20 protein-coding genes and 1 pseudogene are annotated in these 19,258 nt (G+C 71.6%); 19 read left to right on the forward strand and 2 right to left on the reverse strand.

What is annotated here, in order from left to right; translation table 11 throughout:
* The first annotated feature begins 2 nt into the window (after positions 1 to 2).
* Together MB828_RS25175 and ffh are read left to right on the forward strand one after the other, a co-directional pair.
* A complete protein-coding gene (locus MB828_RS25175) occupies positions 3 to 2,462 on the forward strand; it encodes a [protein-PII] uridylyltransferase (RefSeq protein ID WP_301650194.1) in 2,460 nt (819 codons plus the stop codon).
* A gap of 107 nt (positions 2,463 to 2,569) precedes the next feature.
* On the forward strand, positions 2,570 to 4,120 hold the full coding sequence (ffh, locus tag MB828_RS25180) for a signal recognition particle protein (RefSeq protein WP_301650195.1): 1,551 nt from the start codon (positions 2,570 to 2,572) through the stop codon (positions 4,118 to 4,120).
* Positions 4,121 to 4,292: 172 nt separating this feature from the next.
* Here the strand turns inward: ffh and MB828_RS25185 are convergent, their stop codons facing one another.
* A complete protein-coding gene (locus MB828_RS25185) occupies positions 4,293 to 5,153 on the reverse strand; it encodes an SAM-dependent methyltransferase (protein WP_301650196.1) in 861 nt (286 codons plus the stop codon).
* 543 nt (positions 5,154 to 5,696) lie between these two features.
* Between MB828_RS25185 and MB828_RS25190 the strand changes: the two genes are divergently transcribed.
* The 17 genes from MB828_RS25190 (at position 5,697) to MB828_RS25270 (ending at position 18,861) form a co-directional block, all read left to right on the forward strand.
* The gene (locus MB828_RS25190) at positions 5,697 to 6,293 is read left to right on the forward strand and encodes a hypothetical protein (protein WP_301650197.1); all 597 of its coding nucleotides are present in this window, start codon (positions 5,697 to 5,699) and stop codon (positions 6,291 to 6,293) included.
* Between the two features lie 281 nt (positions 6,294 to 6,574).
* Positions 6,575 to 6,994 (forward strand): 30S ribosomal protein S16, encoded by a 420-nt coding sequence (gene rpsP, locus MB828_RS25195; RefSeq protein WP_133027307.1) that lies wholly within the window; start codon positions 6,575 to 6,577, stop codon positions 6,992 to 6,994.
* A 5-nt stretch (positions 6,995 to 6,999) separates the two neighbouring features.
* Positions 7,000 to 7,239 (forward strand): RNA-binding protein, encoded by a 240-nt coding sequence (locus MB828_RS25200; protein WP_003973401.1) that lies wholly within the window; start codon positions 7,000 to 7,002, stop codon positions 7,237 to 7,239.
* A gap of 123 nt (positions 7,240 to 7,362) precedes the next feature.
* Positions 7,363 to 7,905, forward strand: a complete 543-nt coding sequence (gene rimM, locus MB828_RS25205; protein ID WP_133027308.1) for a ribosome maturation factor RimM — start codon at positions 7,363 to 7,365, stop codon at positions 7,903 to 7,905.
* Positions 7,906 to 7,908: 3 nt separating this feature from the next.
* Positions 7,909 to 8,742, forward strand: coding sequence for a tRNA (guanosine(37)-N1)-methyltransferase TrmD (gene trmD / locus MB828_RS25210; RefSeq protein WP_301650198.1), 834 nt, complete (start codon positions 7,909 to 7,911; stop codon positions 8,740 to 8,742).
* 136 nt (positions 8,743 to 8,878) lie between these two features.
* Complete coding sequence (rplS, locus tag MB828_RS25215) at positions 8,879 to 9,229, forward strand: 50S ribosomal protein L19 (protein ID WP_046727833.1); 351 nt, start codon at positions 8,879 to 8,881, stop codon at positions 9,227 to 9,229.
* Between the two features lie 48 nt (positions 9,230 to 9,277).
* On the forward strand, positions 9,278 to 10,006 hold the full coding sequence (gene lepB, locus MB828_RS25220; protein ID WP_301650199.1) for a signal peptidase I: 729 nt from the start codon (positions 9,278 to 9,280) through the stop codon (positions 10,004 to 10,006).
* Positions 9,999 to 11,084 carry a signal peptidase I gene (gene lepB, locus MB828_RS25225; RefSeq protein ID WP_133027311.1) on the forward strand — a complete coding sequence of 362 codons (1,086 nt, stop codon included), beginning with the start codon at positions 9,999 to 10,001 and terminating at the stop codon, positions 11,082 to 11,084. The genes lepB (MB828_RS25220) and lepB (MB828_RS25225) overlap by 8 nt, the downstream gene beginning before the upstream one ends.
* Positions 10,978 to 12,000, forward strand: coding sequence for a signal peptidase I (gene lepB, locus MB828_RS25230; protein ID WP_301650200.1), 1,023 nt, complete (start codon positions 10,978 to 10,980; stop codon positions 11,998 to 12,000). The genes lepB (MB828_RS25225) and lepB (MB828_RS25230) overlap by 107 nt, the downstream gene beginning before the upstream one ends.
* 115 nt (positions 12,001 to 12,115) lie before the next feature.
* Positions 12,116 to 12,904 carry a signal peptidase I gene (gene lepB, locus MB828_RS25235; protein ID WP_301650201.1) on the forward strand — a complete coding sequence of 263 codons (789 nt, stop codon included), beginning with the start codon at positions 12,116 to 12,118 and terminating at the stop codon, positions 12,902 to 12,904.
* Positions 12,894 to 13,400: an NUDIX hydrolase gene (locus tag MB828_RS25240; protein WP_301650202.1), complete on the forward strand. Its 507-nt coding sequence runs from the start codon at positions 12,894 to 12,896 to the stop codon at positions 13,398 to 13,400. Before lepB (MB828_RS25235) ends, MB828_RS25240 begins: the two co-directional genes overlap by 11 nt.
* Before the next feature lie 56 nt (positions 13,401 to 13,456).
* A complete protein-coding gene (locus tag MB828_RS25245; protein ID WP_003965949.1) occupies positions 13,457 to 13,765 on the forward strand; it encodes a DUF2469 domain-containing protein in 309 nt (102 codons plus the stop codon).
* A 134-nt stretch (positions 13,766 to 13,899) separates the two neighbouring features.
* Entirely contained in the window at positions 13,900 to 14,271 is a 372-nt protein-coding gene (locus tag MB828_RS25250) for a YraN family protein (RefSeq protein ID WP_301650203.1), read from the forward strand.
* Between the two features lies 1 nt (position 14,272).
* On the forward strand, positions 14,273 to 15,883 hold the full coding sequence (locus tag MB828_RS25255) for a YifB family Mg chelatase-like AAA ATPase (RefSeq protein WP_301650204.1): 1,611 nt from the start codon (positions 14,273 to 14,275) through the stop codon (positions 15,881 to 15,883).
* Positions 15,880 to 17,025, forward strand: a complete 1,146-nt coding sequence (gene dprA, locus MB828_RS25260; protein ID WP_301650205.1) for a DNA-processing protein DprA — start codon at positions 15,880 to 15,882, stop codon at positions 17,023 to 17,025. The genes MB828_RS25255 and dprA overlap by 4 nt, the downstream gene beginning before the upstream one ends.
* Before the next feature lie 318 nt (positions 17,026 to 17,343).
* A complete protein-coding gene (gene whiG / locus MB828_RS25265) occupies positions 17,344 to 18,186 on the forward strand; it encodes an RNA polymerase sigma factor WhiG (RefSeq protein ID WP_133027318.1) in 843 nt (280 codons plus the stop codon).
* A gap of 117 nt (positions 18,187 to 18,303) precedes the next feature.
* Positions 18,304 to 18,861 carry a TetR/AcrR family transcriptional regulator gene (locus MB828_RS25270; protein WP_133027390.1) on the forward strand — a complete coding sequence of 186 codons (558 nt, stop codon included), beginning with the start codon at positions 18,304 to 18,306 and terminating at the stop codon, positions 18,859 to 18,861.
* 230 nt (positions 18,862 to 19,091) lie between these two features.
* On the opposite strand, the pseudogene MB828_RS25275 reads toward MB828_RS25270, so the two are convergent.
* A pseudogene (locus MB828_RS25275) lies at positions 19,092 to 19,258 on the reverse strand (M23 family peptidase); the annotation flags it as partial.

Genomic DNA, 19,258 nt, shown 5'->3' on the forward strand with positions numbered 1-19,258 from the left:
GGGTGACGGGTACGGATGTGCGGAACGACGCAGAGGACACGGGACCCAGCGGCTACGCGGCGGCCCGGCTGCGCCTCCTCACCGAGGGGGCGCGGTCCGGGCCGCCGCGCCGTAGCGCCCTCGCCGAGCTCACCGACGAATGGCTGACCGGGCTGTTCGCGGCGGCCACCGAGGGCATCCGCGGCGGTGTCTCGCTGGTCGCCGTCGGCGGCTACGGCCGCGGTGAACTCTCGCCGCGCAGCGACCTGGACCTCCTGCTGCTGCACGACGGCGGCGACTCCGGCGCGGTGGCCGCCGTCGCCGACCGGCTCTGGTACCCCGTCTGGGACCTCGGCCTCGCCCTCGACCACTCGGTACGCACCCCCGCCGAGGCCCGCAAGACCGCGGGCGACGACCTCAAGGTCCAGCTCGGCCTGCTCGACGCCCGCCACATCGCCGGCGACCTCGGCCTCACCTCCGGACTGCGCACCGCGATCCTCGCCGACTGGCGCAACCAGGCGCCGAGACGGCTCCCCGAACTCCAGGAACTGTGCGCCGAGCGCGCCGAACGCCAGGGAGAGCTCCAGTACCTCCTGGAGCCGGACCTCAAGGAGGCCCGCGGCGGGCTCCGCGACGCCACCGCCCTGCGCGCCGTCGCCGCCTCCTGGGTGGCCGACGCACCCCGTGAGGGCCTCGCCGACGCCCGCCGGCGCCTCCTCGACGTCCGTGACGCGCTGCACCTGACGACAGGGCGCGCGACCGACCGCCTCGCCCTCCAGGAGCAGGACCAGGTCGCCGCCGAACTGGACCTCCTCGACGCCGACACCCTGCTGCGCCAGGTCTACGAGGCCGCGCGGGTCGTCTCGTACGCCAGTGACGTCACCTGGCGTGAAGTGGGGCGCGTGCTGCGCTCGCGCGCCGTCCGGCCGCGGCTGCGCGCCATGCTCGGCGGCGGCAAGCCCGTACCCGAGCGCTCCCCGCTCGCCGAAGGGGTGGTGGAGCAGGACGGCGAGGTGGTGCTCGCCCGCGCCGCACGCCCCGAGCGCGACCCCGTGCTTCCGCTGCGCGCCGCGGCCGCCGCCGCCCAGGCCGGCCTCCCGCTCTCCCTGCACGCCGTACGGCGCCTGGCCGCCACCGCCCGCCCGCTGCCCACGCCCTGGCCCGCCGAGGCCCGTGAACAGCTGGTCACGCTGCTCGGATCCGGCCGTCCCACGATCGACGTCTGGGAGGCCCTGGAGGCCGAGGGCCTGATCACCCGCCTGCTCCCGGACTGGGAGCGGGTGCGCTGCCGCCCGCAGCGCAACGCCGTGCACATCTGGACCGTCGACCGGCACCTGATCGAGACCGCCGTCCGCGCCTCCGAGTTCACCCGCCGCGTGCACCGCCCCGACCTGCTGCTGGTCGCCGCCCTGCTGCACGACATCGGCAAGGGCTGGCCCGGCGACCACTCGGTGGCCGGCGAGATCATCGCCAAGGACGTGGCGGCCCGGATCGGCTTCGACCGCGCCGACGTGGCGGTCCTGGCGACCCTGGTCCGCCACCACCTGCTGCTCGTCGAGACCGCCACCCGGCGCGACCTGGAGGACCCGGCCACCGTGCGCCTGGTCGCCGACGCCGTCTCGACCCAGGGCACCCTGGAGCTGCTGCACGCCCTCACCGAGGCGGACGCCCTGGCCACCGGCCCGGCGGCCTGGTCCTCCTGGCGCGGTTCCCTCGTCGCCGACCTGGTCAAGCGGGTCTCCGCGGTCCTCGCCGGGGACACCGCCGAGGAACCCGAGCCGGGCGCGCCCACGGCCGAGCAGGAGCGGCTCGCCATCGAGGCGTTCCGCACCGGCGGTCCGGTGCTGTCCCTGCGCGCCCAGACCGAGCCCCCGGCCCCGGACGACGAGCCGGGCGAGCCGGAACCGCTCGGTGTGGAGCTGCTCATCGCCGTACCCGACCAGCCCGGCGTGCTGCCGGCCGTCGCGGGCGTGCTGGCCGTGCACCGCCTCACGGTCCGCACGGCCGAACTGCGCACCCTCCAGCTCCCGGCCGACGTCCACGACGGCGACGGCACGGTCCTGCTCCTCGACTGGCGGGTGGCGGCCGAGTACGGCTCGCTGCCGCAGGCCGCCCGGCTGCGGGCCGACCTGGTGCGGGCGCTGGACGGCTCGCTCGACATCGCGGGCCGGCTGGCCGAGCGGGACGCGGCCTACCCGAGGCGCCGCGGCCGGGTGGCGCCGCCGCCGCGGGTGACGGTGGCCTCGGCCGCCTCCCGGCACGCGACGGTGTTCGAGGTACGCGCCCAGGACGCGCCGGGGCTGCTGTTCCGGCTCGGGAACGCGCTGGACAAGGCGGGTGTGCGGGTACGCAGCGCCCATGTGTCGACGCTGGGCTCGAACGCCGTGGACGCCTTCTACGTGACGTCGGCCGCCGGGACCCCGCTGGCGGGGGAGGAGGCGGCCTCGGTCGCGCGGGCGCTGGAGGAGACGCTGCGGGCCTGACACCACGGGTCCGACCGCCGGGTCGTGCAAGGCGGGGACGACTTCCTTGCGCGGCCGGATACCCTGGAAGACGCTCACCGCCCCCGACTCCGAGGACCGACGCCGCCGTGTTCGACACTCTCTCCGATCGCCTTTCAGCGACCTTCAAGAATCTGCGCGGCAAGGGGCGTCTGAGCGAAGCCGACATCGACGCCGTGACGCGGGACATCCGCATCGCGCTGCTCGAAGCCGACGTGGCCCTGCCGGTCGTCCGGGCGTTCATCAAGAACGTCAAGGAACGCTCCCTCGGCGCCGAGGTCTCGCGTTCCATGAACCCGGCCCAGCAGGTCCTGCTGATCGTGAAGGACGAGCTCGTCACGATCCTCGGCGGCGAGACCCGGCGTCTGCGCTTCGCCAAGCAGCCGCCTAGCGTGATCATGCTGGCGGGTCTCCAGGGTGCCGGTAAGACCACCCTCGCGGGCAAGCTCGGCCGCTGGCTGAAGGAGCAGGGCCACTCGCCGGTGCTCGTCGCCGCCGACCTCCAGCGCCCGAACGCCGTGAACCAGCTCAGCGTCGTCGCCGAGCGCGCCGGTGTCGCCGTCTACGCGCCCGAGCCGGGCAACGGCGTGGGCGACCCGGTCAAGGTCGCCAAGGACTCCATCGAGTTCGCCAAGCAGAAGGTCCACGACATCGTGATCGTGGACACCGCCGGCCGCCTCGGCATCGACCAGGACATGATGCGGCAGGCCGCGGACATCCGGGACGCGGTCTCGCCGGACGAGATCCTCTTCGTCGTCGACGCGATGATCGGTCAGGACGCCGTCACCACCGCCGAGGCCTTCCGCGACGGCGTCGGCTTCGACGGTGTGGTCCTCTCCAAGCTCGACGGTGACGCCCGCGGTGGTGCCGCCCTGTCGATCCGCCAGGTCACCGGCAAGCCGATCATGTTCGCGTCGAGCGGCGAGAAGCTCGAGGACTTCGACGCGTTCCACCCTGACCGGATGGCCTCCCGCATCCTCGACCAGGGTGACCTGCTCACCCTGCTCGAGCAGGCGGGCAAGGTGTTCGACCAGGAAGAGGCCGAGAAGATGGCCTCGAAGCTGGCGTCCAAGAAGGGCCAGGACTTCACCCTGGACGACTTCCTGGCCCAGATGGAGCAGGTCAGGAAGATGGGCAGCATCAGCAAGCTGCTCGGGATGCTGCCCGGCATGGGGCAGATCAAGGACCAGATCAACAACCTGGACGAGCGGGACGTCGACCGCACCGCCGCCATCATCAAGTCGATGACCCCCGGCGAGCGCCAGGACCCGACGATCATCAACGGCTCGCGGCGCGCCCGTATCGCCCGCGGTTCCGGTGTCGAGGTCAGCGCCGTGAAGAACCTGGTCGAGCGGTTCTTCGAGGCCCGCAAGATGATGTCCCGCATGGCCCAGGGCGGCGGCATGCCGGGCATGCCGGGAATCCCCGGCATGGGCGGCGGCCCCGGCCGGCAGCGGAAGCAGCAGAAGCAGGCCAAGGGCAAGCAGCGCTCCGGCAACCCGATGAAGCGCAAGCAGCAGGAGCTGGAGGCGGCCCAGCGGCGCGAGGCCGCCGCCCAGGCCGGAAACGCCTTCGGGGTGCCGCAGCAGGGCCCCGAGGAGTTCGAGCTGCCGGACGAGTTCAAGAAGTTCATGGGCTGAGTTCACCTGCCCGGGTGCCAGGGGTTGGCCGGCGCCGTACCGTCCGGATACGGCCAACCCCGCGCCACCGCGCAAGTAACACCGAGCGGCCGAGCGCCCCGAAGGGGCGCGGGGAACTGCGCGACCAGCCCCCACGGCGCCGCGGACGAAGAACCAGGGCCGCCGCGGAGCGTCAGCGCACTCGCGCGATCAGATACCGGAAGACATTCGGCATCCACACCGTCCCGTCCGCACGAAGATACGGATGCAGCGCCTCCGCCAGCTCCTTGCCGACCTGCTCCTCGTCGGCCGCCACGATCCCCGCATCGAACAGCCCGGTGGACAGCAGCCCGCGCACCGCGTTGTCCACGCCGGCGTACCCGAACGGGCAGGAGACCCGGCCGGAACCGTCGATCCGCAGACCGGCCCGCTCGGCCACCTCCTCCAGATCGTCACGGCAGGCCGGACGCCAGCAGCCCGCGCCGCGCAAAGGATCGGCCAACTTCGCGGCCACCCGCAGCACGGACGAGGTCGCGCAGCGCTCCGGCGGACCCCAGCCGGCCAGCACCACGGCCGCCCCGCGCGCCGCCAGCGGGACCGCGTCGGCGAGCAGGCCGACGAGTCCCTCGGCGTCCCCGGCCAGGCAGCCGATCGGATCGAAGGCGGTGATCAGGTTGTACGAGGGTGCCCGCCCGTCCACGGTGTCCCCGGGCCGGCCCTGGACGATCCGGGCGGCCCGGCCGCGTCCCCGTGCGCCCGGTGCCGGGTCGGGCAGCAGCCGCTCCCGGGCGAGGGCGAGCCGTTCGGGGGAGGAGTCGACTCCGGTCACCGTGGCTCCTCTGACAGCCGCCATCAGCAGGGCGAGCCCGGAACCGCAGTGCAGGCCGAGCAGCCGGGTGGCCGGGCCCACTTCGAGTCGCTCGTGGACGGTCTCGTAGAGCGGCACCAGCATCCGCTCCTGGATCTCGGACCAGTCACGCGCGCGTGCGCCCAGGTCCACGCGGGGGGTGGAGTCCGCGTGAGCAGGGTGGTGCCGCACGAGCGTAGGTGTCATAGGTAAGCGCCCCAATCCGCAGAGAGATACGCACTGACCGATTCCGTGGCCCCCGTGCCGTGCGCCCGCACTTCCCACCTATGCCACATAACTCCGGGCTCGCGGTGGCGTCCAGAGGTCGCGGGTCCCGGCTTGTGCATGGACTATGACTGTGGCGAGATTTCACATCCCGGCAACTTGGGGCTCTACCATCGGACCCACGACACGGCGGTTCCGGCCATGGTCGGCTCCGGAGTAACGTCCGCGAAGCCGGGCACGCTGACCGGGGTGGCGGCCTCGGCCAGGAGAGCCATGAGAGCCACGAGAGCGACCGAAACGTGTCTTGCGCTCCGCCGACGACAGCCGCTCAGTCGTCCGGGCCGGGGGTACGTGCCGGGGCGTACGTCAGACTACGCACCGGCTTGGTACGAGCTGTGAGGCTTCTCCGCAGATCAGCGCACCCGTACTCGTCTCCACGCATCAGTGCCGACTGACGGGTACGTGCAAATTATTTGGGATGCCCCGGAATAGGAACACAGCGGCACCCCCGCTCGTTGTCATTACGTGAGCACGACACAGACACCACCTGTTCTCGCCGCAGAGCTGGCGCAGGCGTGGGCCGACATTCAGCGGTACCACCCCGAGCTGCCGGACCTTGCCGCGCCAGAGTCCCTGATCGGGGAGTCGTCGTCCGCGTGCGGTCACGAGCTCTCCTTCGAACGGCTGCTCCATGAGGCAGTCCACGGCATCGCCGCTTCCAGAGGAGTCCGCGACACCTCACGGGCCGGCCGCTACCACAACCGCCGATTCCTCGCGATCGCCGAGGAGCTGGGCCTGGACCACCCCGAAGAGCCGCACCCCAGCAGCGGCTTCTCGCTGGTCTCGCTCAACCCCGAGGCGAAGCGCCGCTACCGCCCGACCATCGAGAGACTGCAGCGGGCCCTCAAGGCGCACACGGTGGCCACCTCCGCCGACACCACCCGTACCTTCCGCGGCCCGGCCGCCCGCCACGGATCCTCCGGTGGTGGCGTCCGCGTCAAGGCGGTGTGCGACTGCGGACGCAATGTCCGGGTGGTTCCGTCGGTTCTGGCCCAGGCCCCCATCGTGTGCGGCGGCTGCGGCAAGCCGTTCCGCATCCCGGAGGTCGTCGGCGCGGCATAGGCCACGGCTGCTCGTGGCAGCCGCAGCCGTCACCGCGCCCTGACGCCGGTCGGCGCACCCGACGTACACCACCTCCACGCCGGGTGCGCCTTCGGCGTGCTCTCGCCCGACCGCCGGACCGAGCGACCCACAGGGTGTGGCACAATGGCTAGCTGTACTCGACAGTCGCACAGGACCCCTCTCTCCTCCGGCTGACGCGTCCATCGGGCACTCGGGTACCGCAACCCCACGCGGCAGTCTCGCCGTGCCCAACCACGTCAAAATCAGGAGAACCCACTCCCGTGGCAGTCAAGATCAAGCTGAAGCGTCTGGGCAAGATCCGTTCGCCTCACTACCGCATCGTCGTCGCCGACTCCCGCACCCGCCGTGACGGCCGTGCGATCGAGGAGATCGGCAAGTACCACCCGACCTACAACCCGTCGGTCATCGAGGTGGACGCCGACCGTGTCGCGTACTGGCTCGGCGTCGGTGCCCAGCCGACCGAGCCCGTCCTCGCCATCCTGAAGAAGACCGGCGACTGGCAGAAGTTCAAGGGCGAGCCCGCCCCGGCGCCGCTGCTCGTCGCCGCGCCGAAGGCCACGCGTCCGACGTTCGAGGCGCTCGGCGGTGACGACGAGGGCAAGGGTGAGGCGATCACCCAGAAGAAGAAGGCTGAGAAGAAGGACGAGGCCGCGGCTGAGTCCGAGTCGACCGAGGCCTGAGCAGCATGCTCGAAGAGGCGCTTGAGCACCTCGTGAAGGGCATCGTCGACAACCCTGACGATGTGCAGGTCGCCTCGCGCAACCTGCGTCGCGGGCGCGTGCTGGAGGTCCGGGTGCACCCCGACGACCTCGGCAAGGTGATCGGCCGCAACGGCCGCACCGCGCGTGCCCTGCGCACCGTCGTGGGCGCCATCGGCGGTCGCGGAGTGCGCGTCGACCTCGTCGACGTGGACCACGTCCGCTGACGCTTTCGCAGCAGCACCGGCTCGGGCCGGGGAGGGCCACTGGCCGTCCCCGGCCCGCAGTCGTTATGAGCACAGTCGTATCAGTGCAGTCGAGGAGCGGGCAATGACAGGAGACCAGGGAAAGTGCAGCTCGTAGTCGCACGGATCGGCCGCGCCCACGGCATCAAGGGCGAGGTCACCGTGGAGGTACGCACCGACGAACCGGAGCTCAGGCTCGGGCCGGGCGCCGTACTCGCCACCGATCCCGCCGGCGTGGGACCGCTCACCATCGAGACGGGCCGGGTGCACAGCGGCCGCCTGATCCTGCGCTTCGAGGGCGTCAAGGACCGCACCGGCGCCGAGGCCCTGCGTAACACCCTCCTGATCGCCGAGATCGACCCGGAGGAACTGCCCGAGGGCGAGGACGAGTACTACGACCACCAGCTCATCGACCTGGACGTGGTCACCGAGGACGGCACCGAGGTCGGCCGGATCACCGAGATCTCGCACCTGCCCTCCCAGGACCTCTTCATCGTCGAGCGCCCCGACGGCAGTGAGGTGATGATCCCGTTCGTCGAGGAGATCGTCACCGAGATCGACCTGGAGGAGCAGAAGGCGGTCATCGCGCCCCCGCCGGGCCTGATCGACGACCAGGCCGAGATCGCGTCCTCGCGGGAAGAGTCGTAAGAGATGCGCCTCGACGTCGTCACGATCTTTCCCGAGTACCTGGAACCGCTGAACGTCTCGCTCGTCGGCAAGGCACGCGCGCGCGGTCAGCTCGACGTCCATGTGCACGACCTGCGGGCGTGGACGTACGACCGTCACAACACGGTCGACGACACCCCGTACGGCGGCGGGCCTGGCATGGTCATGAAGACCGAGCCCTGGGGCGACGCCCTCGACTCCGCGCTCGCCGACGGCTACGACACCGGCTCGCACGCCCCCGCCCTGATCGTCCCCACCCCCAGCGGCCGCCCCTTCACCCAGGAACTCGCCGTCGAACTCTCCGAACGGCCCTGGCTGATCTTCACACCGGCCCGCTACGAGGGCATCGACCGGCGCGTCATGGACGAGTACGCGACCCGGATGCCGGTGTACGAGGTGTCCATCGGCGACTACGTGCTCGCCGGTGGCGAGGCGGCCGTCCTGGTGATCACGGAAGCCGTGGCACGGCTGCTGCCCGGCGTCCTCGGCAACGCCGAGTCGCACCGGGACGACTCGTTCGCGCCCGGCGCGATGGCCAACCTCCTGGAGGGCCCCGTCTACACCAAGCCGCCCGTCTGGCGCGGCCGGGACATCCCTGACGTGCTGCTCAGCGGCCATCACGGCAAGATCGCCCGTTGGCGCCGCGACGAGGCCCTGAAGCGGACCACCGCCCACCGGCCCGACCTGATCGAGCGCTGCGACCCCAAGGCCTTCGACAAGAAGGACCGCGAGATGCTCTCCATCCTGGGCTGGGCCCCGGACCCGGAGGGCACCCCCCACGGCCGATTTTGGCGCAGGCCAGAGGGCGTGGAAGAATAGGCCGCTGTTGTGCGTCCGTCCGGCGCGCGCCCCTGCCACAGGGGGACACGACGCCCGCCCCGACCCGCACGGCAGACCCCATGGAACACCTAGTTTCCGTTGATGACCTGTGGCATCAGCGAGGAAAGCAGACGAAATGTCTCACCTGCTCGACACCGTCGACTCCGCGTCGCTGCGCAGCGACGTCCCGGCCTTCCGCCCGGGTGACACCGTCAACGTCCACGTCCGCGTCATCGAGGGCAACCGCTCCCGTGTGCAGCAGTTCAAGGGCGTTGTGATCCGCCGCCAGGGCAGCGGTGTCCGCGAGACCTTCACGGTCCGCAAGGTCTCCTTCTCCGTCGGCGTCGAGCGCACCTTCCCGGTGCACACCCCGATCGTCGAGAAGATCGAGCTCGTCACCCGCGGTGACGTGCGTCGCGCCAAGCTCTACTACCTGCGCGAGCTGCGCGGTAAGGCCGCGAAGATCAAGGAGAAGCGCGAGAACTGATCTCGCGCGAACGGGGTTCTTATCCCGGCCGGATAGCATCTGGCCTCGATGGACACCGAAGCACAGCCGACGGAGCGCGACCGCTCCTCCCGTCCCGATCCAGGGGCCGTGGAGGACCGGTCGCGTTTCGCGTTCCTGACCCGGGTCGCCGACTGGCTGCCGGGCGGCTGGGTCACCCTGACCCTCTTCACCTGCCTGGTGTTTTTGCTCGCCCTCAACACTTTCGTGGCCCAACCATTCCAGATTCCCAGCGGATCCATGGAACAGGGATTGAGGATCGGGGACCGGGTTCTCGTAGATAAGTTGGCGTACCGTTTCGGTGCCGAGCCGCGCCGCGGCGATGTCGTCGTGTTCGACGGAGCCGGGTATTTCGGGGACGCCGACTACATCAAACGCGTTGTCGGTGTGGGAGGAGACCATGTGGTCTGCTGCGACAAGAAGGGGAGGATCGAAGTGAACGGCCGGTCGGTCGACGAGACCGCGTTCCTCTATCCGGGGGACACCCCCTCCACCGTGGCCTTCGACGTCGTCGTCCCAGGCGGCCGGCTCTTCGTCCTCGGTGACCACCGCAGCGACTCCAGCGACTCCCGCGACCGTCTCGGCTCGCCCGGCGGCGGCATGGTCCCCGTCAGGACGGTCATCGGACGCGCCGACTGGATCATCTGGCCGTACGCCCACTGGACCCGGCTCTCTCGCCCGGCCGCCTACGCGCGCGTGCCCGCGAGCGAGGCCGCCGGGGCGCGGCGGTCGAAGCCGGCGGAGGGCGTGCATGGGTAACCGCGGCAAACCACGCGGTGTGCCCGTCGACGCCGCCGCCACGCTGCTGCCCACCGGGGTCCGGCGCACCTCCAGCCCGGGCGGCGGCCGCTCCCGCGCGGAGCGGCGCAAGCTGCAGCGCAAGGTCAAGCGCAAGCGCCGGCGCGGAGCCATGCGGGAGATACCGCTGCTGGTCGGTGTCGCCGTCCTGATAGCGCTCGTGCTGAAGACGTTCCTCGTCCAGGCCTTCGTGATCCCGTCGGGCTCGATGGAGCAGACGATCCGGATCGGCGACCGTGTCCTGGTGGACAAGTTCACCCCCTGGTTCGGCTGGCAGCCGCACCGCGGAGACGTCGTCGTCTTCCACGACCCGGGCGGCTGGCTGGCCGACGAGCAGACCACCAAGGCCAACGACCCGGTCGTCGTCAAGCAGCTCAAGGAAGGGCTCACCTTCATCGGTCTGCTGCCCTCCGCCAACGAGAAGGACCTCATCAAGCGGGTCATCGGCGTCGGCGGTGACCACGTCAAGTGCTGTGACGCGCAGGGCCGGGTGACCGTCAACGGCGTGCCGCTGACGGAGGGCAACTACCTGTATCCCGGGAACGCCCCGTCCACCCAGGAGTTCGACATCACCGTCCCGCAGGGCCGGCTCTGGGTGATGGGCGACCACCGGGGCAACTCGGCCGACTCCCGGGCCCACCAGGACACCGACTACGGCGGCACGGTGCCGGTGAGCAACGTGGTGGGGCGGGCCAAGTGGATCGGCTGGCCGCTCGGTCACTGGTCCTCGCTCCAGGAACCTAAAACCTTCGCAAGCGTTTCTGACTCTGTGTCGGGGTCGACCGCGGCTCCCCAGGTGTCGCATAGGGTTGCCTCCGACGTTCCAGACGGATACGTCCGACTCCCGAGCCCTGCGGAACTCCCGCTCGTTATGGGAGTGGTGGGCCTGCGCCGTGGATGGCGCCGGCGGCGGCACGGAGTAAGGAGTTGGCGTGGGGGATGTGGCGGTAGGCGCACGGTCGGGACACGACGGCGAGGAGCACGGGCGCCCCGAGGAGAATGTCCCCAGCGCAGACGGTGGTACCACCTCCGGCAGTGACGGCGGACCGGCCGGGGGCCCCACCCCGGCGGACGGCCCGTACTCCGGGGGCGGCGGCGCCGGGACGGACGACGACGGGAGCGGCGCGGCGGCACCCGCACCGAAGAAGCCCCGCTCCTTCTGGAAGGAACTGCCGATCCTGATCGGCATCGCGCTGGTCCTGGCGCTGCTGATCAAGACGTTCCTGGTGCAGGCGTTCTCGATCCCGTCGGACTCGATGCAGAACACCCTCCAGCAGGGTGACCGCGTCCTGGTCGACAAGCTCACCCCGTGGTTCGGCTCCGAGCCGGAGCGCGGCGAGGTCGTCGTCTTCCACGACCCGGACGACTGGCTGGCGGGCGAGCCCACCGCCCAGCCGAACGCGATCCAGACGTTCCTCAGCTGGATCGGCCTGATGCCGTCCGCCGAGGAGAAGGACCTGATCAAGCGGGTCATCGGCGTCGGCGGCGACACCGTCTCCTGCAAGAACAGCGGCCCGCTCATGGTCAACGGCCATGCGCTGAACGAGCCGTACGTGTACCCGGGCAACACCCCGTGCAGCGTCGACGACCAGGGCGGCCAGTTCACGGTGAAGGTGCCCAAGGGCTACATCTGGGTGATGGGCGACCACCGCCAGAACTCCCGCGACTCCCGCTACAACCAGTCCGACGCGCACCACGGCATGGTTCCGGTGAAGGAGGTCGTCGGCCGTGCCATCGTCAAGGCCTGGCCGATCAACCGCTGGGGCACGCTGCCCGTCCCGGACACCTTCGACCAGTCCGGCATCAACACGCAGAGCTCCGCCGCGGCCTCCCTCTCGGTGGCCCCGGAGGGCGTGGCCGTCGCCGCCGTCCTGCCGATCGTCGTGTGGCGCCGTCGGCGGGGCGACCGGACCGGGTCCAAGTTCGACCGGCGGGCGGCTGCCGGCAAGCGCTGACGGGGTGCGTGCGGGCCGGGCTGACCGGCCCATGTGAAACCCTTGGGGAGCTTGTGACCAGGGCCGCCGGAGAAGGGCTGCCCCTGCCCGGTACCGCCGGGTAGGGTGCGGCCTCATGAGCGGCGAGAGCACGATACGTACGGCCCCGCGCAGCGGCGGCGGCACCAGCACCGGTACGGCGCGGACCGGCGGCGGGCTCGGGAACCGGTTGTCCGGGATCGCGGTGGCGCTGGGCATCGTGCTCTTCCTCGGCGGGTTCGCCTGGGGAGCGGTGGTCTACCGGCCGTACACCGTGCCCACCGGTTCGATGACGCCGACGATCGACGCCGGGGACCGGGTCCTCGGCCAGCGCATCGACGGCGACCAGGTCCGCCGGGGCGACGTGGTCGTCTTCCACGACACCAGCTGGGTCACCAACGCGGACGTCGTCAAGCGCGTGGTGGCGGTCGGCGGGGACACGGTCGCCTGCTGCACCAAGGGCAAGCTCACCGTCAACGGCAAGCCGATCGACGAACCGTATCTGCCGGCCGGCAGCCTGGCCGAGCTCCAGGGTTTCCCGACCGTCACCGTCCCCAAGGGCCGGCTCTTCCTCCTCGGTGACGAGCGCCAGGGCTCCCTCGACTCCACCGCCCATCTCACCGACGCGGCCAAGGGCACGGTCGCGCGCAGTGCCGTGACCGCGCGGGTGGATGCCGTGGTCTGGCCGATGAAGGGCATGCTCAAGCGCCCGACCGGCTTCGAGGAACTGGGCAGTCTCTCCCAGCCGGGTCCGCTGCGCATCATCGAGTTCGTGATCGTGGCCGGTGGTGTGCTGGTCCTCGGCGGCGGCGCCTACGGCCCTGTCGCGAGCTTGCTGGGCCGTTCCCGCGGCCGCGGCCGTACGGGGTCCGCCGGTGCCCGCTGAGGCGCCGTACGAGGGCGGCCTGCGCAAGGTGGCCCGGGTCGTCCTGCTCGATCCCGACGACCGCATCCTGCTGCTGCACGGCCATGAACCGGACGACCCGGCCGACGACTGGTGGTTCACGCCCGGCGGCGGACTGGAGGGCGACGAGACCCGTGAGGAGGCCGCGCTGCGGGAACTCGCCGAGGAGACCGGCATCACGGACGTCGAACTCGGGCCGGTGCTGTGGCGCCGGATGTGCTCCTTCCCGTTCGCCGGCCGCCGCTGGGACCAGGACGAGTGGTACTTCCTGGCCCGTACGACGCAGACGGTGATCGAGGCCAGGGGCCTGACCGAGCTGGAGCGGCGCAGTGTCGCCGGAGCGCGCTGGTGGACGTGCCGGGAACTGACCCGGGCACATGAGACGGTGTATCCGACCAGACTCGCCGGGCTGTTCCGTAGGCTGCTCGACGAGGGTCCCCCCGTCAGGCCCGTCACCCTTGACCCCGAAATCGTCTAGGGGCGCGCGGGACTGGCGCACAATGGTGGGATCGCACGGCTGAAGGGGAACATGCCATGAGCGCCGAGGACCTCGAGAAGTACGAGACCGAGATGGAGCTGAAGCTCTACCGGGAGTACCGCGATGTCGTCGGTCTGTTCAAATACGTGATCGAGACCGAGCGGCGCTTCTACCTCACCAACGATTACGAGATGCAGGTGCACTCGGTCCAGGGCGAGGTCTTCTTCGAGGTGTCCATGGCGGACGCCTGGGTCTGGGACATGTACCGGCCGGCTCGCTTCGTGAAGCAGGTCCGCGTCCTTACGTTCAAGGACGTGAACATCGAGGAGCTGAACAAGAGCGACCTGGAGCTGCCGGGCGGCTGAGCCGTGTGCTGTGGTCTCTGCGTGCTGTGGTCGCTCGTGTGGGTGACGGAGTTGTCCACAACGGCTGAGTAGCCCACCAAGATCAACTCTTGGGTGCGGTGTGCGTGACGGTTGGCGCCGGAGGTGGTGCCGACATGAACACCAATCGGGCACGCAGCGCACTCGGCAGGTACGGCGAGACGCTGGCCGCGCGGCGGCTGACGGAGACCGGCCTGACGGTCCTGGAGCGCAACTGGCGCTGCGGCAGGACGGGCGAGATCGACATCGTGGCGCGGGACGGGGACGTCCTGGTCGTCTGCGAGGTCAAGACCCGGCGGGCGGGGGTGTTCGAGCATCCCATGGCCGCCGTCTCGCCCGAGAAGGCGGAACGGCTGCGCGGCCTCGCCGAACACTGGATCCACGCCCATGGAGGGGCACCGCCGGGCGGCGTCCGCATCGACCTGATCGGTGTGGTCCTGCCGCGACGCGGGGCACCCGTGGTCGAGCACGTCCGGGGGGTGGCCTGAGATGGGTTTCGCACGGACCTGCTCGGTGGCGCTGGTGGGCGTCGAGGGCGTGGTGGTGGAGGTCCAGGCCGACCTGGAGCCGGGCGTGGCGGCCTTCACGCTGGTGGGGCTCCCGGACAAGAGCCTGACGGAGAGCAAGGACCGGGTCAGGGCCGCGGTGGTGAACTCGGGCGCCCCCTGGCCCTCGAAGAAACTGACCGTGGGGCTCAGCCCGGCGTCGGTGCCCAAGAGCGGCAGCGGCTTCGACCTCGCGGTGGCCGCCGCCGTGCTCGGGGCGGCCGAGCGGATCGATCCCCGGGTGCTCGCCGAGATCGTGATGATCGGCGAACTCGGCTTGGACGGCCGGGTGCGCCCGGTACGGGGCATCCTCCCGGCGGTACTGGCCGCCGCCGACGCCGGCTACGAGCAGGTGGTGGTGCCGGAGAGCGCGGTGCCGGAGGCCTCGCTGGTGCCGGGGGTGTCGGTGCTGGGCGTACGAAGCCTGCGCCAGCTGATCGCGGTGCTCACCGACGAACCGGTGCCCGACGAGGAGCCCGTCTCCGGAGAGATCCGCCCCGACCCCTTCCTCGCCGGCCTGGCCCTGCCCGGCATGGGACTGGCCGCCGGCCCGGTGACCGGCGAGCACGCACCCGACCTGGCGGACGTCGCCGGGCAGCACGTGGCCAGGGCCGCGCTGGAGGTGGCCGCGGCGGGGCGCCACCACGTCTTCTTCAAGGGCCCGCCGGGCGCGGGCAAGACCATGCTGGCCGAACGGCTACCGGGGCTGCTGCCCGAGCTGAGCCGCCAGGAGTCCCTGGAGGTCACCGCCGTCCACTCGGTCGCCGGGATGCTGCCACCCGGACACCCCCTGGTCAACAGGCCGCCCTACTGCTCCCCGCACCACTCGGCGACCATGGCCTCCCTGGTCGGCGGCGGCACCGGCCTGCCCCGCCCCGGCGCGGTGTCCCTGGCCCACCACGGGGTCCTCTTCCTGGACGAGGCCGCCGAATTCCACAGCAGTGTCCTCGACGCCCTCCGCCAGCCCCTGGAGTCGGGGCACGTGGTGGTCGCCCGGGCCGCCGGGATACTGCGCATGCCGGCGAGGTTCCTCATGGTCCTGGCCGCCAACCCCTGCCCGTGCGGCAGGCACGGCACCCCCGATGACACCTGCGAGTGCCGGCCCTCCTCGATCAAGCGGTACCGGGCCCGGCTCTCCGGACCCCTGATGGACCGCGTGGACCTCAGGGTGAGCGTGGAACCGGTCGGCCGGGACGAACTGCTCCGGCTCCACACCGGCGCCGAGTCCTCCGCCGCCGTGGCCGACCGGGTGCGCGCCGCCCGCGAACGGGCCGCCCACCGCTACGAGGGGCTGCCCTGGGGCACCAACAGCGAGGTCCCCGGCCATGAACTGCGCACCCGCTGGCACGTCAGGCCCGGCGCGCTGGCCAAGGCCGAACTGGACCTCGACCGAGGGCTGCTCACCGCCCGCGGCTTCGACCGGGTGCTCCGGGTCGCCTGGACCCTGGCCGACCTGGCCGGCCACGACCGGCCCAGCGCCAACGACGTCAACCTCGCCCTGGAACTGCGCACCGGCGTCCGGCGCGGCGCGGTCCTGGAAGGGGCCGCGACATGACCGAGGGCGGACCGCTCGCCCGGATCTTCCTCACCCGGGTCCTCGAACCCGGCGACGAGACGGGCGGGCGGTGGCTGCGGGAGTACGGCGTGCCGGAGGTGGTCCACCGCCTGCGCGGCGGCGGGCCGCCCCTGCCCGGAGTGAGCGGGGCTCGCTGGGCCGGTCTCATGGCCAGGGCGGCCCGAGCCGACCCGGAACAGGACCTCGCGACCGCCCGGGAGGCAGGCGTGCGCTTCGTCGCCCCCGGCGACATCGAGTGGCCGGCCCAGCTCGACGACCTTCGTGATGCCCGGCCACTCGGGCTGTGGGTGCGGGGGCGGCCCAGCCTGCGTATGTGGGCGCTCCAGGCCGTCGCCGTCGTCGGCGCCCGGGCCTGTACCGAGTACGGCGCCCACATGGCGGCCGTCCTCGCCGCCGGGCTCGCCGAGCGCGGCTGGGTGGTGGTGTCCGGCGGTGCCTACGGCGTCGACGGCGCCGCCCACCGCGGAGCCCTCGGTGCCGGCGGCGCCACCGCCGCCGTCCTGGCCTGCGGGGTCGACCGGCCCTACCCCCGAGGACACACCGAGTTGATCAACCGGATCGCCGAACAGGGACTGGTGGTGGGGGAGTTGCCGCCCGGCGAACACCCCACCCCCAGCAGGTTCGTGCTCCGCAACCGGGTCATCGCCGCCCTCACCAGGGGAACCGTCGTCGTGGAGGCCGCCCACCGCAGCGGCTCGCTGGTCACCGCACGGGCGGCGCAGCGGCTCGGCCGGTTCACGATGGGCGTGCCCGGGCCGGCCACCAGCGCCCTCTCGGCCGGGGTGCACGAACTGTTGAGAGGCGAGTCCGTGCTGGTCACCGACGCCGCGGAAGTCGTCGAACTCGTGGGCGACATGGGCGAGCTGGCCCCGGCCAGACGCGGTCCCGTCCTCCCGCGGGACCTGCTGGAGCCCGCCGCCCGGCAGGTCCTGGCCGCCCTGCCCGGCAACCGGCCGGCATCACCCGAAGAGGTGGCCCGCGGCGCCCAGACGTCCCAGGACGAGGCGGTCGCGAGGCTGTACGAACTCCGAGCACTTGGTTACGTCGAACGACATGACGACGGCTGGAAGTTGACACGCCAGGCGTTGATCTCGGTCAGGGGCGGTCGGAGTCGGTGCTGACCGAGCGTGTTCGGCCGTCCGGGGGAACGCCCGACCCCCTTGGGAATTCCCGGAGTTGACGCCCCGGGCGATCACGCAGAGCAACCGGCCGGACGCGCCCCGACGCGCCGTACAGGGTGTTCGCGCAGGGGTGGAGCCTCGTTGTTCGCGCACCGCGACTCCTCAGTCACGCTACGCTCACGAAAAGCCCCGCGCGGACCACGCCCACCGACCCCAGAAACGCCACCGCGCCCGACCTCCCCTCCCCCCGGCCCACCCGTCTCTCGGCACATCACGGCAATTCCTGGCACTTCACAGCAGAACGGCACAAGGCGACGAATGCCCCAGCACACCTCCGGGTCCGACCGGGCGGCGATCCCCCCAGCCGCCCGTGACGGTGGCAGCGTGCGGCCGCCCGCTCCCTCGACACTCGACGAGCTGTGGCGGTCGTACAAGGCGACAGGGGACGAGCGGCTGCGGGAGCAGCTGATCCTGCACTACTCGCCGCTGGTCAAGTACGTGGCCGGACGGGTGAGCGTCGGTCTGCCGCCCAACGTGGAGCAGGCCGACTTCGTCTCCTCCGGGGTGTTCGGGCTGATCGACGCGATCGAGAAGTTCGACGTCGACCGGGAGATCAAGTTCGAGACGTACGCGATCACCCGGATCCGCGGTGCCATGATCGACGAGCTGCGGGCGCTGGACTGGATCCCGCGCTCGGTGCGGCAGAAGGCCCGCAACGTCGAGCGTGCCTACGCCACCCTGGAGGCGCGGCTGCGCAGAACGCCCTCAGAAGGGGAGGTGGCGGCGGAGCTGGGCATCGAGGTCGACGAGCTCCATGCCGTCTTCAGCCAGCTGTCCCTGGCCAACGTGGTGGCCCTGGAGGAACTGCTGCACGTCGGGGGCGAGGGCGGGGACGGCCTGAGTTTCATGGACACGCTGGAGGACACCGCCGCGGACGACCCCGTGGAGGTGGCCGAGGACCGGGAGCTGCGGCGGTTCCTGGCGCGCGCGATCAACACGCTGCCCGACCGGGAGAAGACCGTGGTCACCCTCTACTACTACGAGGGACTCACCCTCGCCGAGATCGGGAACGTACTCGGGGTCACCGAGAGCCGGGTCAGCCAGATCCACACCAAGTCGGTGCTTCAGCTGCGCGCGAAGCTGGCGAGTTTCGGCCGCTGAGCGAGGGTTTTCCGCCGTCGGCGCCGGCGAGGTGGCCCGCGTCCCCGTCGTGCTGCCTCCCGCGCGGCCCGGTGCGTCCGTAAAGTGGACGCCGTGCCAAGGATTCGAGCGGCCTCCGTGGCCGAGCACCGGTCGATGCAGCGAGCCGCCCTGCTGGACGCGGCGCGGTCCCTGCTGTCCGAGGGCGGGACGGAGGCGCTGACGTTCCCGGCGCTCGCCGAGCGGACCGGGCTCGCGCGGTCGTCGGTGTACGAGTACTTCCGCTCCCGGGCCGCCGTGGTCGAGGAGCTGTGCGAGGTCGACTTCCCCGTGTGGGCGGCGGAGGTCGAGGCGGCGATGGAGCGGGCGGCCACCGCCGAGGGCAAGGTCGAGACGTATGTGCGCCGGCAGCTGACCCTGGTCGGGGACCGGCGGCACCGGGCGGTGGTCGCGATCTCGGCGAGCGAGCTGGACGCCGGGGCCCGCGAGAAGATCCGCGCCGCGCACGGGGGCCTGGTCGCGATGATCGTCGCGGCGCTGGCGGAACTGGGCCACGACCAGCCCCGCCTCGCCGCGATGCTGGTCCAGGGCGTCGTGGACGCCGCGGTCCGCCGCATCGAGCTGGGCGCGGCGGAGGACCCCGAGGTCATCACAGATGCGGCTGTGGCGATGGCCTTGCGGGGCGTAGGGGGCTGAGGGGGCTGAGGGGGCGTAGGGGCTGAGGGGGCCGGGGGGGGGCGCTCACCGGCGACTACCCGCGGCTGAAAAGAGCCGACGGCTGTAGCGCCCCGTCAGGGGCGCGGGGAACTGCGCGATCAGCCCCCACCGAGCCGCACTCGCGCAACGGTCTTCCACCGGGCCGCAGTCGCGCAGCCGTCCCCACCGAGCCGCAGTCGCGCAACCGTCTCTCACGACCCCTTCGGCTCTCACGACCCCTTCGGCAGCGGCACCCCCAGTACCGGCAGCAGTCTCGACGGGCCCCGGTTCAACAGCCACGGCGGCAACAGCAGCAACGGGTCCAGATACGTCTCCCCGCGCAAGAGCCCCCAGTGCACGCACGCCCCCGCCCCGCAGTGCGCCCCCGTTCCCGCCC

Source organism: Streptomyces arenae (assembly GCF_022343545.1).
GTDB lineage: Bacteria > Actinomycetota > Actinomycetes > Streptomycetales > Streptomycetaceae > Streptomyces > Streptomyces humi.